Source organism: Paenibacillus sp. FSL R7-0345 (assembly GCF_038595055.1).
Taxonomy (GTDB): Bacteria; Bacillota; Bacilli; order Paenibacillales; family Paenibacillaceae; genus Paenibacillus_AQ.
On record NZ_CP152002.1, the window covers coordinates 5,362,376 to 5,380,048 of the forward strand.

Annotated in this window: 14 protein-coding genes; 2 read left to right on the forward strand and 12 right to left on the reverse strand. The window is 48.1% G+C overall.

Going from position 1 to position 17,673, the window contains the following annotated elements; translation table 11 throughout:
- Positions 1 to 9 precede the first annotated feature (9 nt).
- The 6 genes from NST84_RS23150 to NST84_RS23175 all read right to left on the reverse strand — a co-directional run bounded on the left by NST84_RS23150 (position 10) and on the right by NST84_RS23175 (position 4,903).
- Positions 10 to 1,212, reverse strand: a complete 1,203-nt coding sequence (locus NST84_RS23150; protein WP_342562472.1) for a hypothetical protein — start codon at positions 1,210 to 1,212, stop codon at positions 10 to 12.
- Positions 1,213 to 1,329: 117 nt separating this feature from the next.
- The gene (locus NST84_RS23155) at positions 1,330 to 2,313 is read right to left on the reverse strand and encodes a hypothetical protein (RefSeq protein ID WP_342562473.1); all 984 of its coding nucleotides are present in this window, start codon (positions 2,311 to 2,313) and stop codon (positions 1,330 to 1,332) included.
- 466 nt (positions 2,314 to 2,779) lie between these two features.
- Entirely contained in the window at positions 2,780 to 3,691 is a 912-nt protein-coding gene (locus tag NST84_RS23160; protein WP_342562474.1) for a methyl-accepting chemotaxis protein, read from the reverse strand.
- Between the two features lie 142 nt (positions 3,692 to 3,833).
- Entirely contained in the window at positions 3,834 to 4,208 is a 375-nt protein-coding gene (locus tag NST84_RS23165) for a hypothetical protein (RefSeq protein WP_342562475.1), read from the reverse strand.
- A gap of 99 nt (positions 4,209 to 4,307) precedes the next feature.
- Positions 4,308 to 4,496 (reverse strand): YfhD family protein, encoded by a 189-nt coding sequence (locus NST84_RS23170; protein ID WP_342562476.1) that lies wholly within the window; start codon positions 4,494 to 4,496, stop codon positions 4,308 to 4,310.
- A gap of 47 nt (positions 4,497 to 4,543) precedes the next feature.
- Positions 4,544 to 4,903 (reverse strand): hypothetical protein, encoded by a 360-nt coding sequence (locus NST84_RS23175; RefSeq protein WP_342562477.1) that lies wholly within the window; start codon positions 4,901 to 4,903, stop codon positions 4,544 to 4,546.
- A 595-nt stretch (positions 4,904 to 5,498) separates the two neighbouring features.
- On the opposite strand from NST84_RS23175, the gene NST84_RS23180 reads away from it, so the two are divergent.
- Positions 5,499 to 9,614 (forward strand): S8 family serine peptidase, encoded by a 4,116-nt coding sequence (locus NST84_RS23180; RefSeq protein WP_342562478.1) that lies wholly within the window; start codon positions 5,499 to 5,501, stop codon positions 9,612 to 9,614.
- 186 nt (positions 9,615 to 9,800) lie between these two features.
- Here the strand turns inward: NST84_RS23180 and dnaJ are convergent, their stop codons facing one another.
- The 4 genes from dnaJ to hrcA form a co-directional block, all read right to left on the reverse strand.
- The gene (dnaJ, locus tag NST84_RS23185) at positions 9,801 to 10,925 is read right to left on the reverse strand and encodes a molecular chaperone DnaJ (RefSeq protein WP_342562479.1); all 1,125 of its coding nucleotides are present in this window, start codon (positions 10,923 to 10,925) and stop codon (positions 9,801 to 9,803) included.
- Between the two features lie 218 nt (positions 10,926 to 11,143).
- The gene (gene dnaK, locus NST84_RS23190; protein ID WP_342562480.1) at positions 11,144 to 12,979 is read right to left on the reverse strand and encodes a molecular chaperone DnaK; all 1,836 of its coding nucleotides are present in this window, start codon (positions 12,977 to 12,979) and stop codon (positions 11,144 to 11,146) included.
- Between the two features lie 91 nt (positions 12,980 to 13,070).
- On the reverse strand, positions 13,071 to 13,646 hold the full coding sequence (gene grpE / locus NST84_RS23195) for a nucleotide exchange factor GrpE (protein ID WP_342562481.1): 576 nt from the start codon (positions 13,644 to 13,646) through the stop codon (positions 13,071 to 13,073).
- Positions 13,647 to 13,695: 49 nt separating this feature from the next.
- Positions 13,696 to 14,727: a heat-inducible transcriptional repressor HrcA gene (gene hrcA / locus NST84_RS23200; protein WP_342562482.1), complete on the reverse strand. Its 1,032-nt coding sequence runs from the start codon at positions 14,725 to 14,727 to the stop codon at positions 13,696 to 13,698.
- 220 nt (positions 14,728 to 14,947) lie between these two features.
- Between hrcA and NST84_RS23205 the strand changes: the two genes are divergently transcribed.
- Complete coding sequence (locus tag NST84_RS23205) at positions 14,948 to 15,670, forward strand: hypothetical protein (protein WP_342562483.1); 723 nt, start codon at positions 14,948 to 14,950, stop codon at positions 15,668 to 15,670.
- 108 nt (positions 15,671 to 15,778) lie between these two features.
- Here the strand turns inward: NST84_RS23205 and NST84_RS23210 are convergent, their stop codons facing one another.
- On the reverse strand, positions 15,779 to 16,234 hold the full coding sequence (locus NST84_RS23210) for an N-acetyltransferase (RefSeq protein WP_342562484.1): 456 nt from the start codon (positions 16,232 to 16,234) through the stop codon (positions 15,779 to 15,781).
- Positions 16,235 to 16,362: 128 nt separating this feature from the next.
- Entirely contained in the window at positions 16,363 to 17,535 is a 1,173-nt protein-coding gene (hemW, locus tag NST84_RS23215; protein ID WP_342562485.1) for a radical SAM family heme chaperone HemW, read from the reverse strand.
- Positions 17,536 to 17,673: the final 138 nt, after the last annotated feature.

Here is a 17,673-nt window from a genome sequence, read left to right on the forward strand (position 1 = left end):
TATTCATATTCAGAATGGAATAATATCTATAAACTTGCCCTTAACATTTTGATGAAATCTCGCATCCTGAAGAAGATAGCCTCTTTTTTGGAAGGAAATTTCAGCCAAATAGAGTATTTCTGCATTTTCAGCATCCAACACAACTAAATAGTTGATATTACTTATGCCATCTACTGATAATGTGCCGTAAAGTCTGTCATTTTTAAGGCTGAAGAAATAATCACGTGCCCCAATTACAGGATCTCCGTATTCTGAATCTACGCTTATCTCCGCCGTTTTAATCAGTTTGAAATTTTGATCATAATATTTAATAACTGGCTTAAAAGAATCTTTTTCATCAGCTACAACAAGATATTGATCTTTATAGGGGATTACTTTATGAATAGTATGTTCTACAAAGTCAGTTTGAGAAATATTTGTTGCAAGATTATATCTCAGGATTACCCCTCTTCCATCGAACACCTCATCAAAGCTGGAGGAATCGATTAAAAGCTCATCATTATTCACAAAAATTTTATCCAGCTGCACGATTACCTTATTTACATCAAATTTACTTAGAGGAACTACGGTTTTGGCGACTTCATACGTGTCGGTGTTGATTTTATAGAAGACTATGTCGGAGCTGTTTTCATTTTTACTTCTTGTGTATAAATACACAGCATCCTCAGAAATCTGATAACTATCCAAACGTACTTCATCAAGATCCTTCTTTACTACGACTTCTTTAAATGAGGCATCACTTAAAAATACAACTCTCCATTCACTAGAACCCGTCCGGGAACTGTCAAATATAAACAATTCATAATTTTGACCTTCCCCGTAGAAATACAACTGTCCAAATAATTTAACCGGAGAATCACTTAAGCCCATTCGTTTTTGTAAATTATCAACAGATTGAATAGAGTACTTATTTGCATAGGTTGGCCTATATGTGTCCGGACTTTTAATAAGTTTCTTATTCTCCCAATAATATGTATCTGTGTCTATTGATGTTGAGGTCAAAGCTTCATAATAAAAGCTGGCGCTCAAATCATATTGATCCGCTTTATCCTTTAAAACCTTAAATTGAATATTATTCACAGTAGCAGTACCTGACACGATATCGATGTCACTTTTGTTATCAGAAGCAGATTCATCTTTATAAACCCAAAAAAAGAGCGCTATACATACAATGATCATACTTAATAGGGACAACACTATTTTTTTTGTCATATTATTTCCTCATTTTTCATTTTTCTAAATTTAAAGAGGGGCATCTATAATACCCCTCTCTTGCAAATCCGATCCTATAAATGAATTAATTTCAACGTAGTTACAGTTACTGGTCGATTACCAGGTATGAGCTCCAGTAGACCAGTTTACTCCTCCCCATAACGTAAGATCAGAGTCTTGAACAAAGGTCATTGGTGTTGCCCATCCAGCCAGTGCATAGTCTAGTACAATATTCTGGCTTTTATAGGCCTGCCAAACCAGGTTGGCACATTGCAGTGAACTCGTATCCGTTCTGCTGGCTGTAACTGAATATGGTTTCCCCTGCAAATTGTCATAAGCATAATTAGCAGCATTTGCCCTGAGTGTTGCTGTTGTTCCAGTAGGATAATAATCTCTCATGGTGTATCTATTAGACCATCTGCTTATATCATAATCATCACTGGTATATGGATCTCCAAGTGCTTCAACTGTTCTGGAGCTGTCGGTATACACTATCGCGGCATGACCGTGATTAACTCCGACAACCCACAAAACATAGGTGGTCTGATCCTTTGAAACCAATATATCTCCTTTATCTGCTCTGCCCTTCATATAAGTCCAATCAGAGGAGGTCATTTTACTGCTACCATCACCATCGCTGTTAATAACTGCATTTCTGCTCAATTGGACATTTGAACTATCATTTTTAACAGTTGCATAGCCGAGATACTCGTTTAAATCGCCATGTTCTTTCTGCATTTCTTTCAATTCAGTAACAGAGATACCGGAATAGGAAGATAAAGACTCAAAATATCCGTCATCTTGAGCCGATGCTGCAGGCAGCGCTACCTTAGCACTTAAAGAAGTTCTGCTTGTAGCAGCTTCTTTGGCATGTTGTGCAGTTAAACCCAGTTTCTCTGCCGGTATTGTTATATCAAGATACTTCGATAAATCCCCGTGCTCACTTTCAAGCGCTTTTAATTCGGATACCGAAAATCCTGAATATTTAGACATGTAGTTGTAATATTCTGAATTATCATCTGATGCATAGGATACATTAACAAGTGCTGGAAATACCATTGCAAACGTCAAAACAGCGGTAACGAGTTTCTTGTGCTTCACAAATTGTTCCACCTTTCGTTTTCGATTAATGTAATAATCATCCATGCTCCCTGCAGCCAATATTAGATCTTTCCTGAAATATAACGCTCTCAATTATGTATAGAGCATAAACACCGGTAGCCCCCCCTTGCTATATAAATATATTGTTCCGGCCAACACCACATATGCTAATATTATAAAATATGGGTATATGATCCAGAAATACTACCCCAGTATAGTACCATATTTTTCCTTAGTCAATATAAAAAAGCATTTATATAAAAAAATTGATTTAAATACTAAAATTACATTATTTAAATTTTATATATAAAAAAACAAAATATTTAATTTCCCGTTATATAGATTAAACTAAAGAATATATGTCGAAGAACTTTCTTAAATCATTCGCCCTGAGCCAACGATATCCAATGAAAAACAGCATGGCCCCCTTGCTTCAGGAGTGCCATGCTGCTCTTTTGAATAAGATTTAGATAATGTTCATAACGGCCCGCGCCTGGATGTCCAGCTCACTGGCGGAAGCAGCAATTCCTGTAAACTCCTCCAGGGCTACTTCAATCTGCTTCTGGCTGTCTTTAACACTCTCCTGGACATGCTCCAGACCGGCTGACATTTTGCCGATTTCTTCAGTAATTGCTTGTACGCTGTTCCGAACCTCACCAATCGAGTCCTGCACCATACCCGAAAGCTTCCGCACCTCCTTGGCCACCACGTCGAACCCCCGGCCGAACTCGCCGGCATGCGCCGCTTCAATCGCTGCATTAAGCGCGAGCAGATGTGTCTGCGAGGCAATATCGCGGATGGTCTGCACCACCCCCTGTATATCAACGGCCTTGTTCTGCAGACCTCTCAGGATCAGGGTGTTCTCATCCGATACCCCGGCGATATTGTTGATGCTGTGCAGCATTTCCCGGCTCCGTTCGATCCCCTGCTCGGCGCGCCGGTTCAGGCTGTCAGCCATTCTCTGCATCTGCTCCACCACATGGTTCACATCGGTCTGCCGGTGTGTGATATTGGTCGCGATTTTGCTGACCCCGATGACATGATGATTGGTTTCGTCAAAAATAGGCATATAGGTTGCTTCGAGCCACACGGTGTTTCCCTCTGAATCCATTCGTTCAATCTTATCCTGGAAGCTGTTACCGGAAAGCAGATTCTGCCAGAACATTTCATAGTCCGGACTGTTCACAAACTCAGGAAAGCATAGCTCCCGGTGATGCATTCCGTACATATCCGCTGATTTGTATTTCATTGAACCTGCAAATACTTCATTAACATAGGCCACTCTGCGGTCAAGATCAAAGCGGATCAGGGCAAGGTTCTTCTCCAAGGCTTTGACTACCAGTGCCTCAGTAACTGCTGGAACTGATACGTTCTCCATAATACTATCTCCCTGTGCAGCTCAAATTGAGATTGTGCGGCTATCATATTTTCATAAGGTGTATATTCTATATTAACGGCCGAAAAGCTACTATGGATTATAACGATTTAAAAGATTTGATCTATCACCCTGCTCTTCGCACTCACTTCTTGCCACCATAGTCACCGAACTTCAATCCCCACACCGAATCCTTACGGTGCGCTGCCGCTCTCTGCAGACCGGGAAGCCGCGGATCATGCGGATAATGCTGCTCTAAATAGAGAACAAATACCCCGCGCAGCCCGATTTCGGCATCCAGCTTATTATATTCATTCGGATGTTTTTCCATTTCTGCAATTGCGGATTCCCAGCTCTCCAGATCGGCAGGATCTGAGCGGCCCTCACGGACTCTTCCCGCCAGCCTGCGGAGTTCACGGTATGCCCTTTTTACTTTGGATGAATAGATCTGCTTCTGATTCAAAAAAGTAAGCAAAGCAACCAGCAGCACCAGCCCGCCCCACATAATAAACGTATCCATTAATTAAAATCCCCCTGCCTTTATATGTCCTTTTATTATACACGGCAGCACGCAAAAAACCCCACAGCCCGTGGGGTTTTTGTCCATCTTTTTCAGCACTTAAATCCTGCTATTCTTTTTGATGATTTCGTTCAGCTGGCGCTTGTCTGCCTCCTGCGAGCGGTCCAGTGCCTCCAGATCATCCTGGTCGGCTTCCGCAGCCACAAACTGCACGTCCTCCAGTTTAGCTTCGTAAAGCAATTTCTGCTTGTCTACCTTAGAGACAATGTTCGAGTTCTCCCGATCCATAACAGCTACCGCCTTCCTTCTTCCTTATATTGATTCAGCGAATACGTTTAAATCATACCTCCGGCTTCTTCAATGATTGATAGCGCCTGCTGGTAGGATTCCGGCTGTACAATGACCGTCAGCAGAATATTTCTGCCGGTCGGCCCTCCGTCTCCGCCATGGCTCATCCCGCTTGAGCTGGTATGCGCAGCAGTTAAAATACCGGAATGCGCGCTTTCGGCAGTCATCGAATCCATAGCGGAAAGGTCGCCTGTCACCGGGTTTACCGCATTCTGCAGGCCTCCCCCGCTGAAGCGGGTGAAGCGGTCAATAGCCATCTCGGTTACGCGCAGGACCTGAAGCTTGCGGGAGACACCTTCCGCTTCTTCGGGTGTTTTGAAGTAGGCGAGGATGCTTTTTTCTGACAAGGGTAATCCCTGCTTTCTGCCTGATATGCCAAATGCAAATGGACCATTTTATTTTGTATTGATGCTGCATGGTTTATACACGCTTTTTATGTTTAATCTTATTTATCAGCAAAAAAATCCCTGGCCGCACTTTGCCCATTTCCCCTACCTTATACCTCGGGATAACAAGCTTAACTTAGTTAATAATTCCATAAATACAAAAAATATATTTATATTTTTTACATAGAGAACGACATTTACATTATTTTTATTTTATATAGTAAATGCTGTTTTCCTTTTGTTATGTCATCAAACCTCACTTTCACATCGATAATGTGGTCATTTTATTATAAATTCAATAGTTTTCAGCTGCTTTGTCTCTTGATCAAGCTTGCACATGTTACCTATACCGTCACAAAAGAAAGTGTTTTCTAAAAAAACAACATCACTTTTAACTGGATTTTACATTTTACCAATGGTAGAATCTTCTTAATATTTTTCCTACTAGCCGGGACGGAAATAAACACAGATTACTAGAAAGGAGAATCGAAGTGCTGTCTATAGCAGGAAAAATTTAGCTGTATCAGTACACATACACATTTGGAGGGGATTACATTTGGAGTGGAATAAACTACCTCGCAAGCTGTCTGTCATCACCCTGTCACTCGGAGTGACAGCAGGCATGATTCCGGGAGCGGCCTTTGCCGCCAGCAGCTCGCAGACGCCAACATCAACTAAATCTTTAACCTCAATTACCCAAACTTCCAATCAGACCTACATTTCACCGCAGATTAACACCAAATCATCAGGCAATGTCCGTGTTATTGTACAGCTGAGCGGCCAGCCTGCAGCCGTAGGCAAATACGCAGCCAAGCAGGGAATTTCCACCCTCTCCCAGGCATCTGCAGAAGCTGCTGTCAAAAGCCAGCAGTCTGAAGTACTGGGTAAAGCCGATGATCTGGGCATTGACCTGACCGTCAACTACCAGTACGACACGGTACTGAACGGCTTTGAGGTTTCCGTCCCGGCTAATGAAATTCCGAAGCTGGCCAAAATCTCCGGTGTTACCTCCATCTATCCGAACAGCACCTGGTACGCCCTTCCGGATGAAACGGTAACAGATGCTACTTACAGAAATGACAATGCCCCGCTGGAGCAGATTCATGCTGATTGGGCTGCTGAGCAGGGGATTACCGGTGCAGGCCTGAAAGTCGGCGTCATTGATACCGGTGTTGACTATCTGCACCCGGATATTGCACCGGCCTATAAGGGCGGTTACGACTCCTTTTATCAGGATGAAGATCCTTATGAAGAAGCACCTATTCCCGTCGAAGAAGATATATACGGCAAAGGCTATGCCGGAACCTCCCACGGAACGCATGTCTCCGGTACGATTATCGGACAATATGCCGCCAAAGGTGATGTTGCCCAAAAAGGGGTAGCACCAGGCGCTGAGCTGTACGCTTATAAAGTTCTGGGGCGCAACCTTGATGATCCGAGCACCTCTTCCGGTTCATCTGCCCAGGTTATCGACGGAATTGAGCATGCGGTTAAAGACGGCATGGATGTCATCAACCTGTCGCTCGGCTCCGATTCCGAAAAAGACGTAAACTCTCCTGACTCCATCGCCATCAATAATGCCGTACTCTCGGGCGTAGTAGCGGTTATTGCCAACGGTAACAACGGGGAAGCGGGCTATTTCTCCCTCGGCTCTCCTGCAGCGTCGCAGCTGGCCATTTCGGTTGGCGCTGTAAATAGTCCGATCAAAGCCTTCTCAGGTGCTTTCAAGGCGGAAATTGCAGATTCGGTAACTACCGTTACTTATTCTGAGTATTATGATTTCCACGTAATGGCCTATGAGCTCGGAAAATATAACTTCACCGATATTATCGGCACAGAACCGGTTGAGGTCGTTTACGCTGACCTTGGTGCAGATGAAGATTATCCGGATCGCGACATTACCGGCTCTGTAGTCTTGGTATCCCGCGGAGACCTGGCTTTTGTCGATAAAATTGCCATTGCCAAAGAGCACGGGGCCAAGGCCATCGTAATCTTTAACGGTAATGCCAACCCTGCCACGAAAGAGGCTATTCTTACCGAGAGTATCAAAGACCGTGACGGATTCATCGGCAGCAATCTCGGTGACGGATATGACTACATTCCAGCGTTCGATATTGAAGGCACTAAGGGACGTGCACTTGCCAGAGCCATTCTAGCGAATGATGGAAAACCGGTCTATTTCACCTTCGGGGATGAGTACGAGCAGACTCAGACTGCCGGTGATGAAATAACTTACTTCTCCTCCCTGGGCCCTAACGTGGATGGAAACCTCAGCATCAAACCTGATATCGTCGCTCCTGGTGATGGCGTATTGTCCACCTACCCGGCATACGGCGGGGATTACACTCAGGCATATCACCGCAGCAGCGGTACCAGCATGGCGACTCCGCATGTAGCAGGCTTGTCGCTCCTGATTAAACAGGCTCATCCGGATTACACACCGTTTGATATCCGCGCCGCTCTGGCGAACACTGCGGACCAGCTCCTTTATAAAGGTGCTCCGGAAGATCTGTACATTCAAGGTCCGGGCCGGGCAAACGTAGAGAATGCCATCAAGACACCAGCATTGCTCCAGGCTGTTGAACACATTACTATTCTCGACAAAAATTATTCAGCACAAAACGTAATCAACTATAATCCTTCCACAAGCTTTGGAACACTACTGCCAGGTGCAGCAGCTTCCAAAGAACTGCAGCTCAAAAATGTCAGCGGTAAAGAGCTTACTTACACCGCTTCTGTGGAATGGAACTATGATGATCTGGAGAATGTAACCGCAACGCTGGATAAAGCTACGGTAACAGCCTCCGCTTACGCTTCCGCCGGCTTTAATCTGACGGTTAATGTATCAGCCGATACTGAACCGCAGATGCTGCAGGGGAATATCGTTCTCACGTCTGCGGGACAACCTACCCTGCACCTGCCGTTCGCCATTAATGTTGATGAAACAACAAATCAGCCTGACTGGGGAACCGGAATTCAGGAACCAGTAATTACTTCACCGATTGTGTACAACAACTCGGGTGCAGTCCTTAATTTCAAACTGAAAGCTGAAGACATCAACTACTATGAAGTAGACCTGGTTGGTCTGGATGACAAAACTAAAGGTTACTTCCAGGTTGCAGCTACCGACTCGCCGGATAAATATTTCGAACCGGGTGACTACTCAACCGTTATCAGTGCTACCTACCATCCTTACAACAGTGACGGTGAACCAATCCTTGATGCAAACGGACAGCCCGCTGTTGCTTATATGACAGATGGCGTTTATAAGCTTCAAGTGCTGGGAATAAACGCCGAAGATAATTCCAAGCTGCCAATTAAGATTGATCAGTACGAAGATGAATTCTACACTACCTATACCTCATTCCGCTTTATTAACGAGCCGGCTCCAAACTCAGGAAACGGCGGCAATAATGGCGGCGGCGGTGGCGGTACAGTTACACCAACAACTCCGGTTGCCCCTGCTGCAGCTGCATCACTGATCGCAGAAGGAACAACCCCGGTTACCCTGACTCCGGCCACTGTGTCCAAAGACAGTGTAACTACAGTAACTGTAACCGACGACAATCTGAAAACTGCTCTGGCTAATGCCGCAGCAACCAAAACAGCTGTCGTAATTTCATTGCCTGCAACCACTGATACTGCGGTTGAACTGAATCTGACTGCAGCCCAGGTGACTCAGCTGGCCGGCATTCACGCCGATAGCAGCATTGTTGTTACAGTCAACGGTTCTGCCGTTGCCCTGCCGGTATCCCTGCTGAAATCCGCTCCTGCGGGCCAAAGCTTCAAGCTGGATATTAAACAGGCGCCGGAAGCTGCCGGCAAGCTGACAGCCAGCGTAGCCGGTTCCACGGTAATCGGGACTCCAATTACCTTTGAAGCTTCCTGGACCAGTGCAACAGGCAGCACGTATCTGACAACACCGAACAACCTGTTTATTAAGAGATCCTTTACTGTACCAGGTGCAATCCAGCCGAATACAGCAGGTGTTCTGTTCGAGGATGACGGAGTAGTTACTCCAGTCGCTTCTGTGTTCACACCGCAGAAAGACGGCACTACAATCGTTACTGTTAGCCGTCCAGGCTTCTCGACTTACGCTGCAGTAAGCAAGCCGGCCGCAGCATTTACAGATATTTCCGCTTCTTCTTCGGCTGAAGCGATCCAGGCGCTGGCTAACAAGCTGATCATCCAGGGCACATCGGCAACAACCTTCTCGCCTAAGAGCAGCCTGACCCGTGCCGAGTTCACCGCACTGTTGACCCGCGCGCTCGGACTGCGGACAGATGCCAACGTGACCTTCACAGATGTAAGCTCCACTGCCTGGTATGCCCAGGATGTGGCCGCTGCTTCCAAAGCAGGCCTGATTCTCGGAATCGGCAACGGTAAATTTGCACCAACCCAGAATGTAACCCGCCAGGAGCTGGCAGTGATTCTGGACAGAGCGCTTAAATTAACCGGCACTGAACTGAAGAGTGCCAACCCTTCCTTCACAACGTATAGTGACAGCGCCAAAGTAGCTCCTTACGCGAAGGATAGCCTGCAGACCCTGTCGGCAGCCGGCATCATCGGCAGCGATACAGGCTCCAGCTTCAATCCGGTTGCTCCGGCAACCCGTGAAGCAGCCGCTGCTGCACTGTACCAGCTGCTTAACAAGATCGGCCTGATCGAGTAGTTCTTTATTGCTCAGCCTGCTAATAACCTCTACGGAGGCTGATAGCAGGCTGGAATGTAAAAGGATCGTGCAGCGGCCCAATGAGCCGCCCTGCACGATCCTTTTTTTATAAGCTCTAACATCAAAAACCCCCGGCTCCGCGTTACCTCGCGAATCCGGGGGTTGGTTTAAATTCATTACTAAAACTTAGTCACCGCGAAAGGCACGCTTTACACGGTCAAAGAATGATTGCTCCTGCTCATGCGTATTCTCGCCGTTGTGGGAAGCGAACTGGCGGAGCAGGTCCTTCTGCTCATCGCTTAGCTTGCTTGGCGTTACCACGACTACCCGCACATGCTGGTCGCCAGTTCCGCTGCCGCGCAGGTGTGGAACTCCTTTGCCTCTGAGGCGGAAGAAGGTGCCTGTCTGGGTTCCCGCAGGAATCTTGAGCTTCACCTTTTCGGTCAGGGTAGGAATTTCAATCTCATCACCAAGTGCTGCCTGAGCGAATGTCAGGGGAACCTCACACATGATATCATCGTTCTCGCGCTCGAAGAACTCATGGTTCTTCACACGGATGACAATGTACAGGTCACCGGCAGGACCGCCGCGCGTTCCGCCTTCACCTTCACCAGTCATGCGCAGCTGAGCGCCGTCATCTACGCCGGCTGGAATACGCACATGGATCTTGCGCTGCTTCCTAACCTTGCCCTGGCCTGCGCAAGTCGTACATTTTTCTTTAATGATTTTGCCGGTTCCGCTGCAATGGGAGCAGGGACGGCGGTTGCGCATCTGTCCAAGCGGGGTGTTCTGCACGAATTCCTGCTGGCCGCTGCCGTGGCAGACGGAACAGGTCTCCGGCTTCGTACCCGGTTTAGCCCCGGAGCCAAAGCAGGTGTCGCAGGACTCTGTACGCGGAATGGTAATGTCGGTTTCTTTGCCGAATACCGCTTCCTTGAATTCAATGGTCATTGTGTACTGCAAATCGCCGCCGCGCTGCGGGGCATTCGGATCACGGCGTCCGCCGCCTCCGCCGAAGAACATGTCGAAGATATCTCCGAGTCCGCCGCCGAAATCTCCGCCGCCAAAGCCGCCGCCCATACCCTGGTTAGGATCGATATGGCCGTACTGGTCATAACGTGCGCGCTGCTGGCCGTCGCTCAGCACATCGTAAGCTTCCTTCACTTCCTTGAACTTGGCTTCAGCATCGCTCGCCTTGTTGACGTCCGGATGATACTGGCGCGCCAGCTTGCGGTAGGCCTTCTTTATTTCATCTTCAGATGCATCTCTTCCGAGACCCAGCACCTCATAAAAATCGCGTTTATCTGCCACTGCTTTCACCTCCGTACATCAGTACTCAATTCCCCTGTAACATGTCAAGTAGAAACGACTTTACCGTCCTAAACAGGACGGTATCCGTTTCTGCGAGAAATATAAGGATTATTTATAGCGTAAAACATATAAATTCTTATATTTTAAAAGGAAAGCCAAAACACGGGATGCCCCGGTCTTGACCTTCCCTTCGTACAGAATAAACTTATCGTTTAAGGTTACCCTTGATTCTTCTCGTCGTCAACAACCTCATAGTCAGCGTCAACAACATTATCCTTTTTAGCGCCTTCCGGAGCCCCTTCAGCACCTTGTTGCTCCTGTGCAGCCTGCTCATACAGCTTCACGGATAATTGCTGTACAATCTCATTCAGTGCTTCTGTAGCCGCGTTGATTTCTTCCAGGTTATCGGTTTCCAGTGCCGCTTTTACTTTATCCTTAGCAGCATTGGCTTTTTCGATTTCGGAAGCATCTACTTTATCGCCAAGATCTTTGATTACTTTATCTGTGGAATACACGAGCTGGTCAGCATTGTTCTTCGCTTCAACCAGTTCTTTGCGCTTGCGGTCTTCCTCAGCGTGCAGCTCGGCATCCTTCATCATTTGTTCAACTTCAGCATCGCTCAGGCCGCTGGAAGAAGTGATCGTGATCTTCTGGCTCTTGTTCGTGCCTTTGTCTGTTGCCGATACATTAACAATACCGTTAGCGTCGATGTCAAAAGTAACTTCGATTTGCGGTACGCCGCGCGGTGCCGGCGGGATCTCGTTCAGCATGAAGCGTCCCAGTGTCTTATTGCCGTTCGCCATTTGGCGCTCACCCTGCAATACGTGAATTTCCACGCTTGGCTGGTTGTCGGCAAAGGTCGAGAACACCTGGGATTTGCTTGTAGGAATAGTAGTGTTACGCTCGATCATCTTCGTGAATACGCCGCCTGCAGTTTCAATACCGAGGGACAGCGGAGTTACGTCAAGCAGTACCACGTCTTTAACATCACCAGTCAATACGCCTGCTTGAACTGCAGCACCCAGGGCTACTACTTCGTCCGGGTTAACGCCTTTGTGCGGATCTTTGCCGGTAAGCTTCTTGATCGCATCCTGTACGGCAGGAATACGGGTGGAACCGCCGACTAGCACGATTCTGTCCAGGTCAGCAGGAGTCATGCCTGCATCGCTCAGCGCCTGGCGTGTAGGTCCCAGTGTGCGTTCTACCAGTCCTGCAGTCAGTTCGTCGAACTTGGCACGGGTAAGGTTAACTTCCAAGTGCTGAGGCACGCCGTCAACAACCGTGATGAACGGAAGGGATACAGTGGTAGTCAGTACGCCGGACAGTTCTTTTTTCGCTTTTTCAGCAGCATCCTTCAGACGTTGTACAGCAGCCTTGTCCTTGCTCAGGTCAATACCCTGCTCTTTCTTGAATTCAGCTACGAGGAAGTCCATAACAACCTGGTCAAAATCGTCGCCGCCCAGACGGTTATCACCGCTGGTAGCTTTTACTTCGAAGAAGCCGTCGCCCAGCTCAAGGATCGATACGTCGAATGTACCGCCGCCCAGGTCATATACGAGAATGGTCTGGTCTTCAGCCTTCTCAAGACCGTAAGCAAGCGCTGCAGCCGTTGGCTCATTGACAATACGCAGAACTTCAAGGCCGGCAATTTTACCAGCATCCTTGGTTGCCTGACGCTGGCTGTCATTGAAATAAGCCGGAACTGTAATAACCGCCTGGGTAACAGTCTGTCCAAGATATGCTTCAGCATCGGATTTCAGCTTCTGAAGGATCATTGCGGAAATTTCCTGTGCAGAGTAGTCTTTGCCGTCGATGCTTTCTTTGTGGTTCGTACCCATATGACGCTTAATCGAAGCGATTGTACGGTCAGGGTTAGTGATCGCCTGGCGTTTTGCTGTTTCGCCGACGATGCGCTCGCCGTCTTTCTTAAAGCCTACAACCGAAGGGGTTGTACGCGCGCCTTCCGGATTAGGAATAACGACGGCTTCGCCGCCTTCCATAACGGCAACGCAAGAGTTGGTGGTTCCAAGGTCAATCCCGATTACTTTACTCACTGTAATATGCCTCCTCAAAATGTTATGGAGCCCAGGCTCCAGCAAATGTATAAATAGTTAGAAAACTCAGATGCCAAAGTATATTGACAGACTACATGCTGACTTTGACCATGGCCGGACGAAGAACCTTATCCTTCAGGAGATAGCCCTTCTGGACCTCTTCCGTCACGATGCCTTCCTCGTGCTCCTCGCTCTCCACCTGCATAATCGCCTGATGATATTCAGGGTTAAATGGCTGTCCTACCGTTTCCATCGCTGTAAGGCCTTCAGACTTCAATACCCCTTCCAGCTGACGGAAAATCATGTTGATGCCTTTGGTGAAGGCCTCCGATTCAGTGCCGCCCGGAGCAGTGACCAGCGCACGTTCAAAATTGTCGAGTACCGGAAGCAATTCTGTAACGAGCTTGGAAGTGGCATACTGCGCCAGTTCCTCTTTCTCCTTCTGGGTACGGCGGCGGAAGTTATCAAAATCCGCCTGCACGCGCAGTGTACGGGCCTGAGCCTCTTCTGCCAGCTCCTGGAGGCGCTTAGCAGCTTCACCGCTATTAGAAGCCTCCTCGATATCTGCCGTGCTTTCTGCAACGGCTTCGGCCTCATCGGCCGCCAGGGTTTCATTTGCTGCCTCGTCATTCCATTCATTCGGATCTTGAACCTGTTCCTCTTTCAAGTTGTCTTCACCTCCTTCAATTCATTCACGCAAATCAATTACACTCTGTTCACTTATACCAGTGTGCCAGCATCGCTGTCAAATCCCGGGATAAAATCCCGAGGATGCCCATCACGCGCGCGTATTCCATCCGGGTCGGACCCAGGATGCCGATACTGCCCAGCGCCTTGCCGTCCAGTGAATACGTTGCTGTGATCAGGCTGCAGTTGGCAAAGGCCTCATGCTTATTCTCCGTTCCGATGCGGACCTGTATACCGGTTCCGCCGGAAGCGGGGGACAGCATCTTCAGCAGGGTCGGTGTCTGCTCCAGCAGATCGAGAATCGTCTTGACCTTGTCGACATCCTTGAACTCCGGCTGGGTCAGCATATTTGCTGCTCCGCTCAGATAGATGCGCTGGTCATGATCGCTTTCGAGCGCCTGGTCAAGCACCTGCATTAACTCTTCGTAATGGGAGATATGACGCTGCATCTCCTCGCCCAGCTCGGAATAGAGCTGGCTCTTCAGCTTGTAGAGCGGTACGTTCACCAGCTTGCTGTTCAGCAGATTTACGACCTTTTCCATTTCGGAAAGGGAAATCTCCGGCGGAATCTGAACCGTACGGTTCTCTACCTGCCCGGTACTGGTAACAATAATCGCCACGGCATTGTTGCCGTCAAGCGGAAGCAGCTGAAAATGGCGCAATGAAGTATGAAAAACCTCCGGTCCCAAAAGGATGGAAGTGTAATTCGTCATATTGGAAAGAATCATTGCCGCATGCTGGATAACCTGTTCAGTAGCGTTCAGCTTCTCGGCGAAAAAGGCGCGGATCGTGCCCATCTCTGCCGTTCCGGCGGAATTCCACGGAACCATATGATCCACATAATAGCGGTAGCCTTTATGTGAAGGAATTCTTCCAGCCGATGTATGCGGCTGTTCAAGATAACCTAATTCCTCCAGATCAGCCATTTCGTTGCGGATGGTTGCCGGGCTGTAGCCCACATCACCACGTTTGGAGATGCTGCGCGAGCCTACAGGCTCAGCGGAAGAAATATAATCATCCACGATAGCATTAAGGATCATTCTCTGGCGTTCAGTTAACATGTTATTCCCTCCTATCGGCTGTGGCTCCGATTCGTTAGCACTCTACTTAGATGAGTGCTAACCACTAATACAAAAATACCAAACTGACCTTGAGATTGTCAAGTCAGTTTCCTTCCGGATTTGGATAACGGCCTGAACAAATTTCATTCCATATTCGGGAAATTTGGCGCAACCTCCATGATCAGCTTTCGTCTGTACATAAAAGGGGGAATAAGCTTTTATGAAACGAAGAAGATTCCTGTTCATCATCCTGCCCGCGTTGCTGATTCTGGCTGGTGCTGTTGCGTTTTATATGAGAGAGACAGCTCTCCAAAACAAATGCTTTTACGGTGATGTGGATTATATCTCGGTACTGCAGTGGGGCGGCGTTGTTTACAATGAGGATTATGCCAATCCGGCCGGCGAGCATAATAAAGGCAAACAGCTGGGGGAAATCACCTACCGTAAAGCCGATCACCAGTGTCCGCGTACAGAAATGCGGGATGGCGATTCCACCCTGCTTGAGGTCGGTACAGAGCTGAATGAAGTATCCGGGTATAAGGCATCTGCCCGCTTATGGGCAGGCGACAGGCTGTTCGTAGCCCACAGTAACCCCAAAGCAGAAACGCTTAATGATCTGCTCGATATCTCCGGTAAAATAACAGCGGTCCGCTTCATCAGCGGGATGGACGGCACAACACACTTGATGGACTTCACACCGGAAGCTGCAGAACTTTTTATAAAAGAGTTTCCTAAGCTGAAATACATCCCTTTTGATCAGCTGTATAAGGAAACCAAAAGCTGGGTAGGCGATAAGTACTGGCTTGAAATCGAACTGAAGGACGGGCCTGCCATGACCATCGTTTATAATACGCTGTCGCCCTCCTTTAATCCACCTGCCTATGCTACACCAGAGCTTGCTGAACTCATAGAGCAGCAGCGTAAGCTGATCTATGCCAACTAATAAATATACTTTATGAAATGTAAAAAAAGGCCGCTGTCCGCGGGAATGAACTCCCCGAGGAACGGCGGCTCTTTATATATGGTTACGCGGCAGCATACGGCTGCCTGTTTAATCTAATCTTTTCATGACGGCAATTTCGTCACAGGCATGCTGCTTCTTGCAGTTAACACAATCCGTCCATACCTTTTCGGGGAAGATTTCCTTTTCTACCACGGTGAATCCGTTTTTGAGAAAGAAATCAACCGCATAGGTCAGTGCCATAATCTTCGGAATCCCCTGACGTTTTGCTTCCTCCGTCAGCTTCTCCAGAATCATGGAGCCGACACCCTTGCCCTTGCCTTCATCGCGCAGGCCGATGGAACGGACTTCAACGAGATCATTTCCGAGTCTGAACAGCGAACCGCAGCCCACAAACAAGCCGTCAATTTCAGCAATGACGAACTGGTCGATCTGGCGGGTCAGCGCTTGCCTGGAACGGGGGAGCATAATTCCGCGCTGCGCATACTCCTCTATCATTAAGTACAGCGGCTCCACATCTTCCACCGTAGCATTTCTGCATATCACTTTAGATTCTCCCGCAGGAGCCGACTGGCGGACCTTTTCCGTCTTGACAAGCACTTTAAATCACCCCTCGTTGTTAATATGAATAAATATACAACAAGGTGAATTACAATTCAAGAGGCATTTCAAAATTAAACCTCTGTTAAAAGTCCGACAAATTCCCCGAAAACATCATTGCCGAACAGGATTCCCTGCTTGCTCAGCCGGTAGGTGCCACCCTCCTGCTCCAGCAGCCCGGCATGCAGCAGTTTATGCAGCGGTGTACCAAATATATCCTCGAGCGGTTTGCCGAACTGGGCCTGAAATGCACTGTCCGAAACGCCGGTGCGCATGCGCAGACCGACCATCATAAAGTCTTCCATCGCTTCCTGCTCCGAAATTTCAAAGGAATCCAGACGCGGAAGCCCGCTGCGCGAAGCTTCATTATAGGGATTAACCCCTTTTATATTGATATGCCGCTGACGCTTGACGTATCCGTGCGCCCCTGCACCAAGACCGTAATAATCCTCATTGTGCCAGTACGTTATATTATGACGGCTCTCCATGCCCGGTTTGGCAAAGTTACTGATCTCATACTGGATATAACCCGCCTTCTCCATTTCAGACATGAGCAGCAGATACATTTCCAGCTCGTCTTCTTCATTTGGCAGCGGAAGCTTGTTCTTATTGAACAGTGTGTGGAAAAGCGTATTCTCCTCCACCTTCAGGCTGTAGATCGAATAATGCGGCAGGTTCAGCTCCAGCGCTTTGCGGACACTCTCCCGCAGCATATCCACGGTCTGGTTCGGCAGGCCGAACATCAGGTCGACCGACAGGTTGTTCAGCCCTACGCTGCGCGCATTCTCCAGACTGCGGTAGACGTCATCGACATTATGAATCCGGCCGATCCCGCTCAGCAGCTCGTTCTGGAATGCCTGCACCCCAAAGCTGACCCGGTTGACCCCGCCTTCCTTCATTACAGTAAGCTTCTCGATATCCGTTGTGCCGGGGTTGGCCTCCATCGAGAATTCGATATTATCATCCCATTGCGGAAAATGTCTGCGGACCGAGGCCAGGAAATAAGCCATCTCATCCGGCTTGAGTACAGTCGGCGTTCCGCCGCCGACAAAGATCGTCTTGATCACGCCCGGCGGAGTCTGCTGCACGGTCAGCTCCATCTCCCGGTCAAGCGCATGCAGATAATCCATTACGGGCTGATCCTTCAGCACGTAGGAGTTGAAATCACAGTAAAAACATTTATTCGTGCAAAACGGAATATGAATATATACGGCCTCAGGGGGACGGCCATTGTTATGAGCTGGCATAGCTGTCTCCTTTAAATTTTATTTAGTATTGCCAATCAATATAGCCAGAAAAGGGAAGCCGACAGGCTTCCCTTCAGTGTCTCCTCACTAATAAAACAGTAAATCTTAAACGGCACTTCCGCAAACGGGAAGCCCCGC

What these genes read in the sequence shown, in the direction of transcription:
- hemW (WP_342562485.1), bottom strand. Translation starts at nt 17,535, where the DNA reads ATGCCAGCTCATAACAATGGCCGTCCCCCTGAGGCCGTATATATTCAT.
- NST84_RS23170 (WP_342562476.1), bottom strand. Translation starts at nt 4,496, where the DNA reads ATGGATCGGGAGAACTCGAACATTGTCTCTAAGGTAGACAAGCAGAAA.
- NST84_RS23205 (WP_342562483.1), top strand. Translation starts at nt 14,948, where the DNA reads ATGAAACGAAGAAGATTCCTGTTCATCATCCTGCCCGCGTTGCTGATT.
- NST84_RS23160 (WP_342562474.1), bottom strand. Translation starts at nt 3,691, where the DNA reads ATGGAGAACGTATCAGTTCCAGCAGTTACTGAGGCACTGGTAGTCAAA.
- hrcA (WP_342562482.1), bottom strand. Translation starts at nt 14,727, where the DNA reads ATGTTAACTGAACGCCAGAGAATGATCCTTAATGCTATCGTGGATGAT.
- NST84_RS23150 (WP_342562472.1), bottom strand. Translation starts at nt 1,212, where the DNA reads ATGACAAAAAAAATAGTGTTGTCCCTATTAAGTATGATCATTGTATGT.
- NST84_RS23165 (WP_342562475.1), bottom strand. Translation starts at nt 4,208, where the DNA reads ATGGATACGTTTATTATGTGGGGCGGGCTGGTGCTGCTGGTTGCTTTG.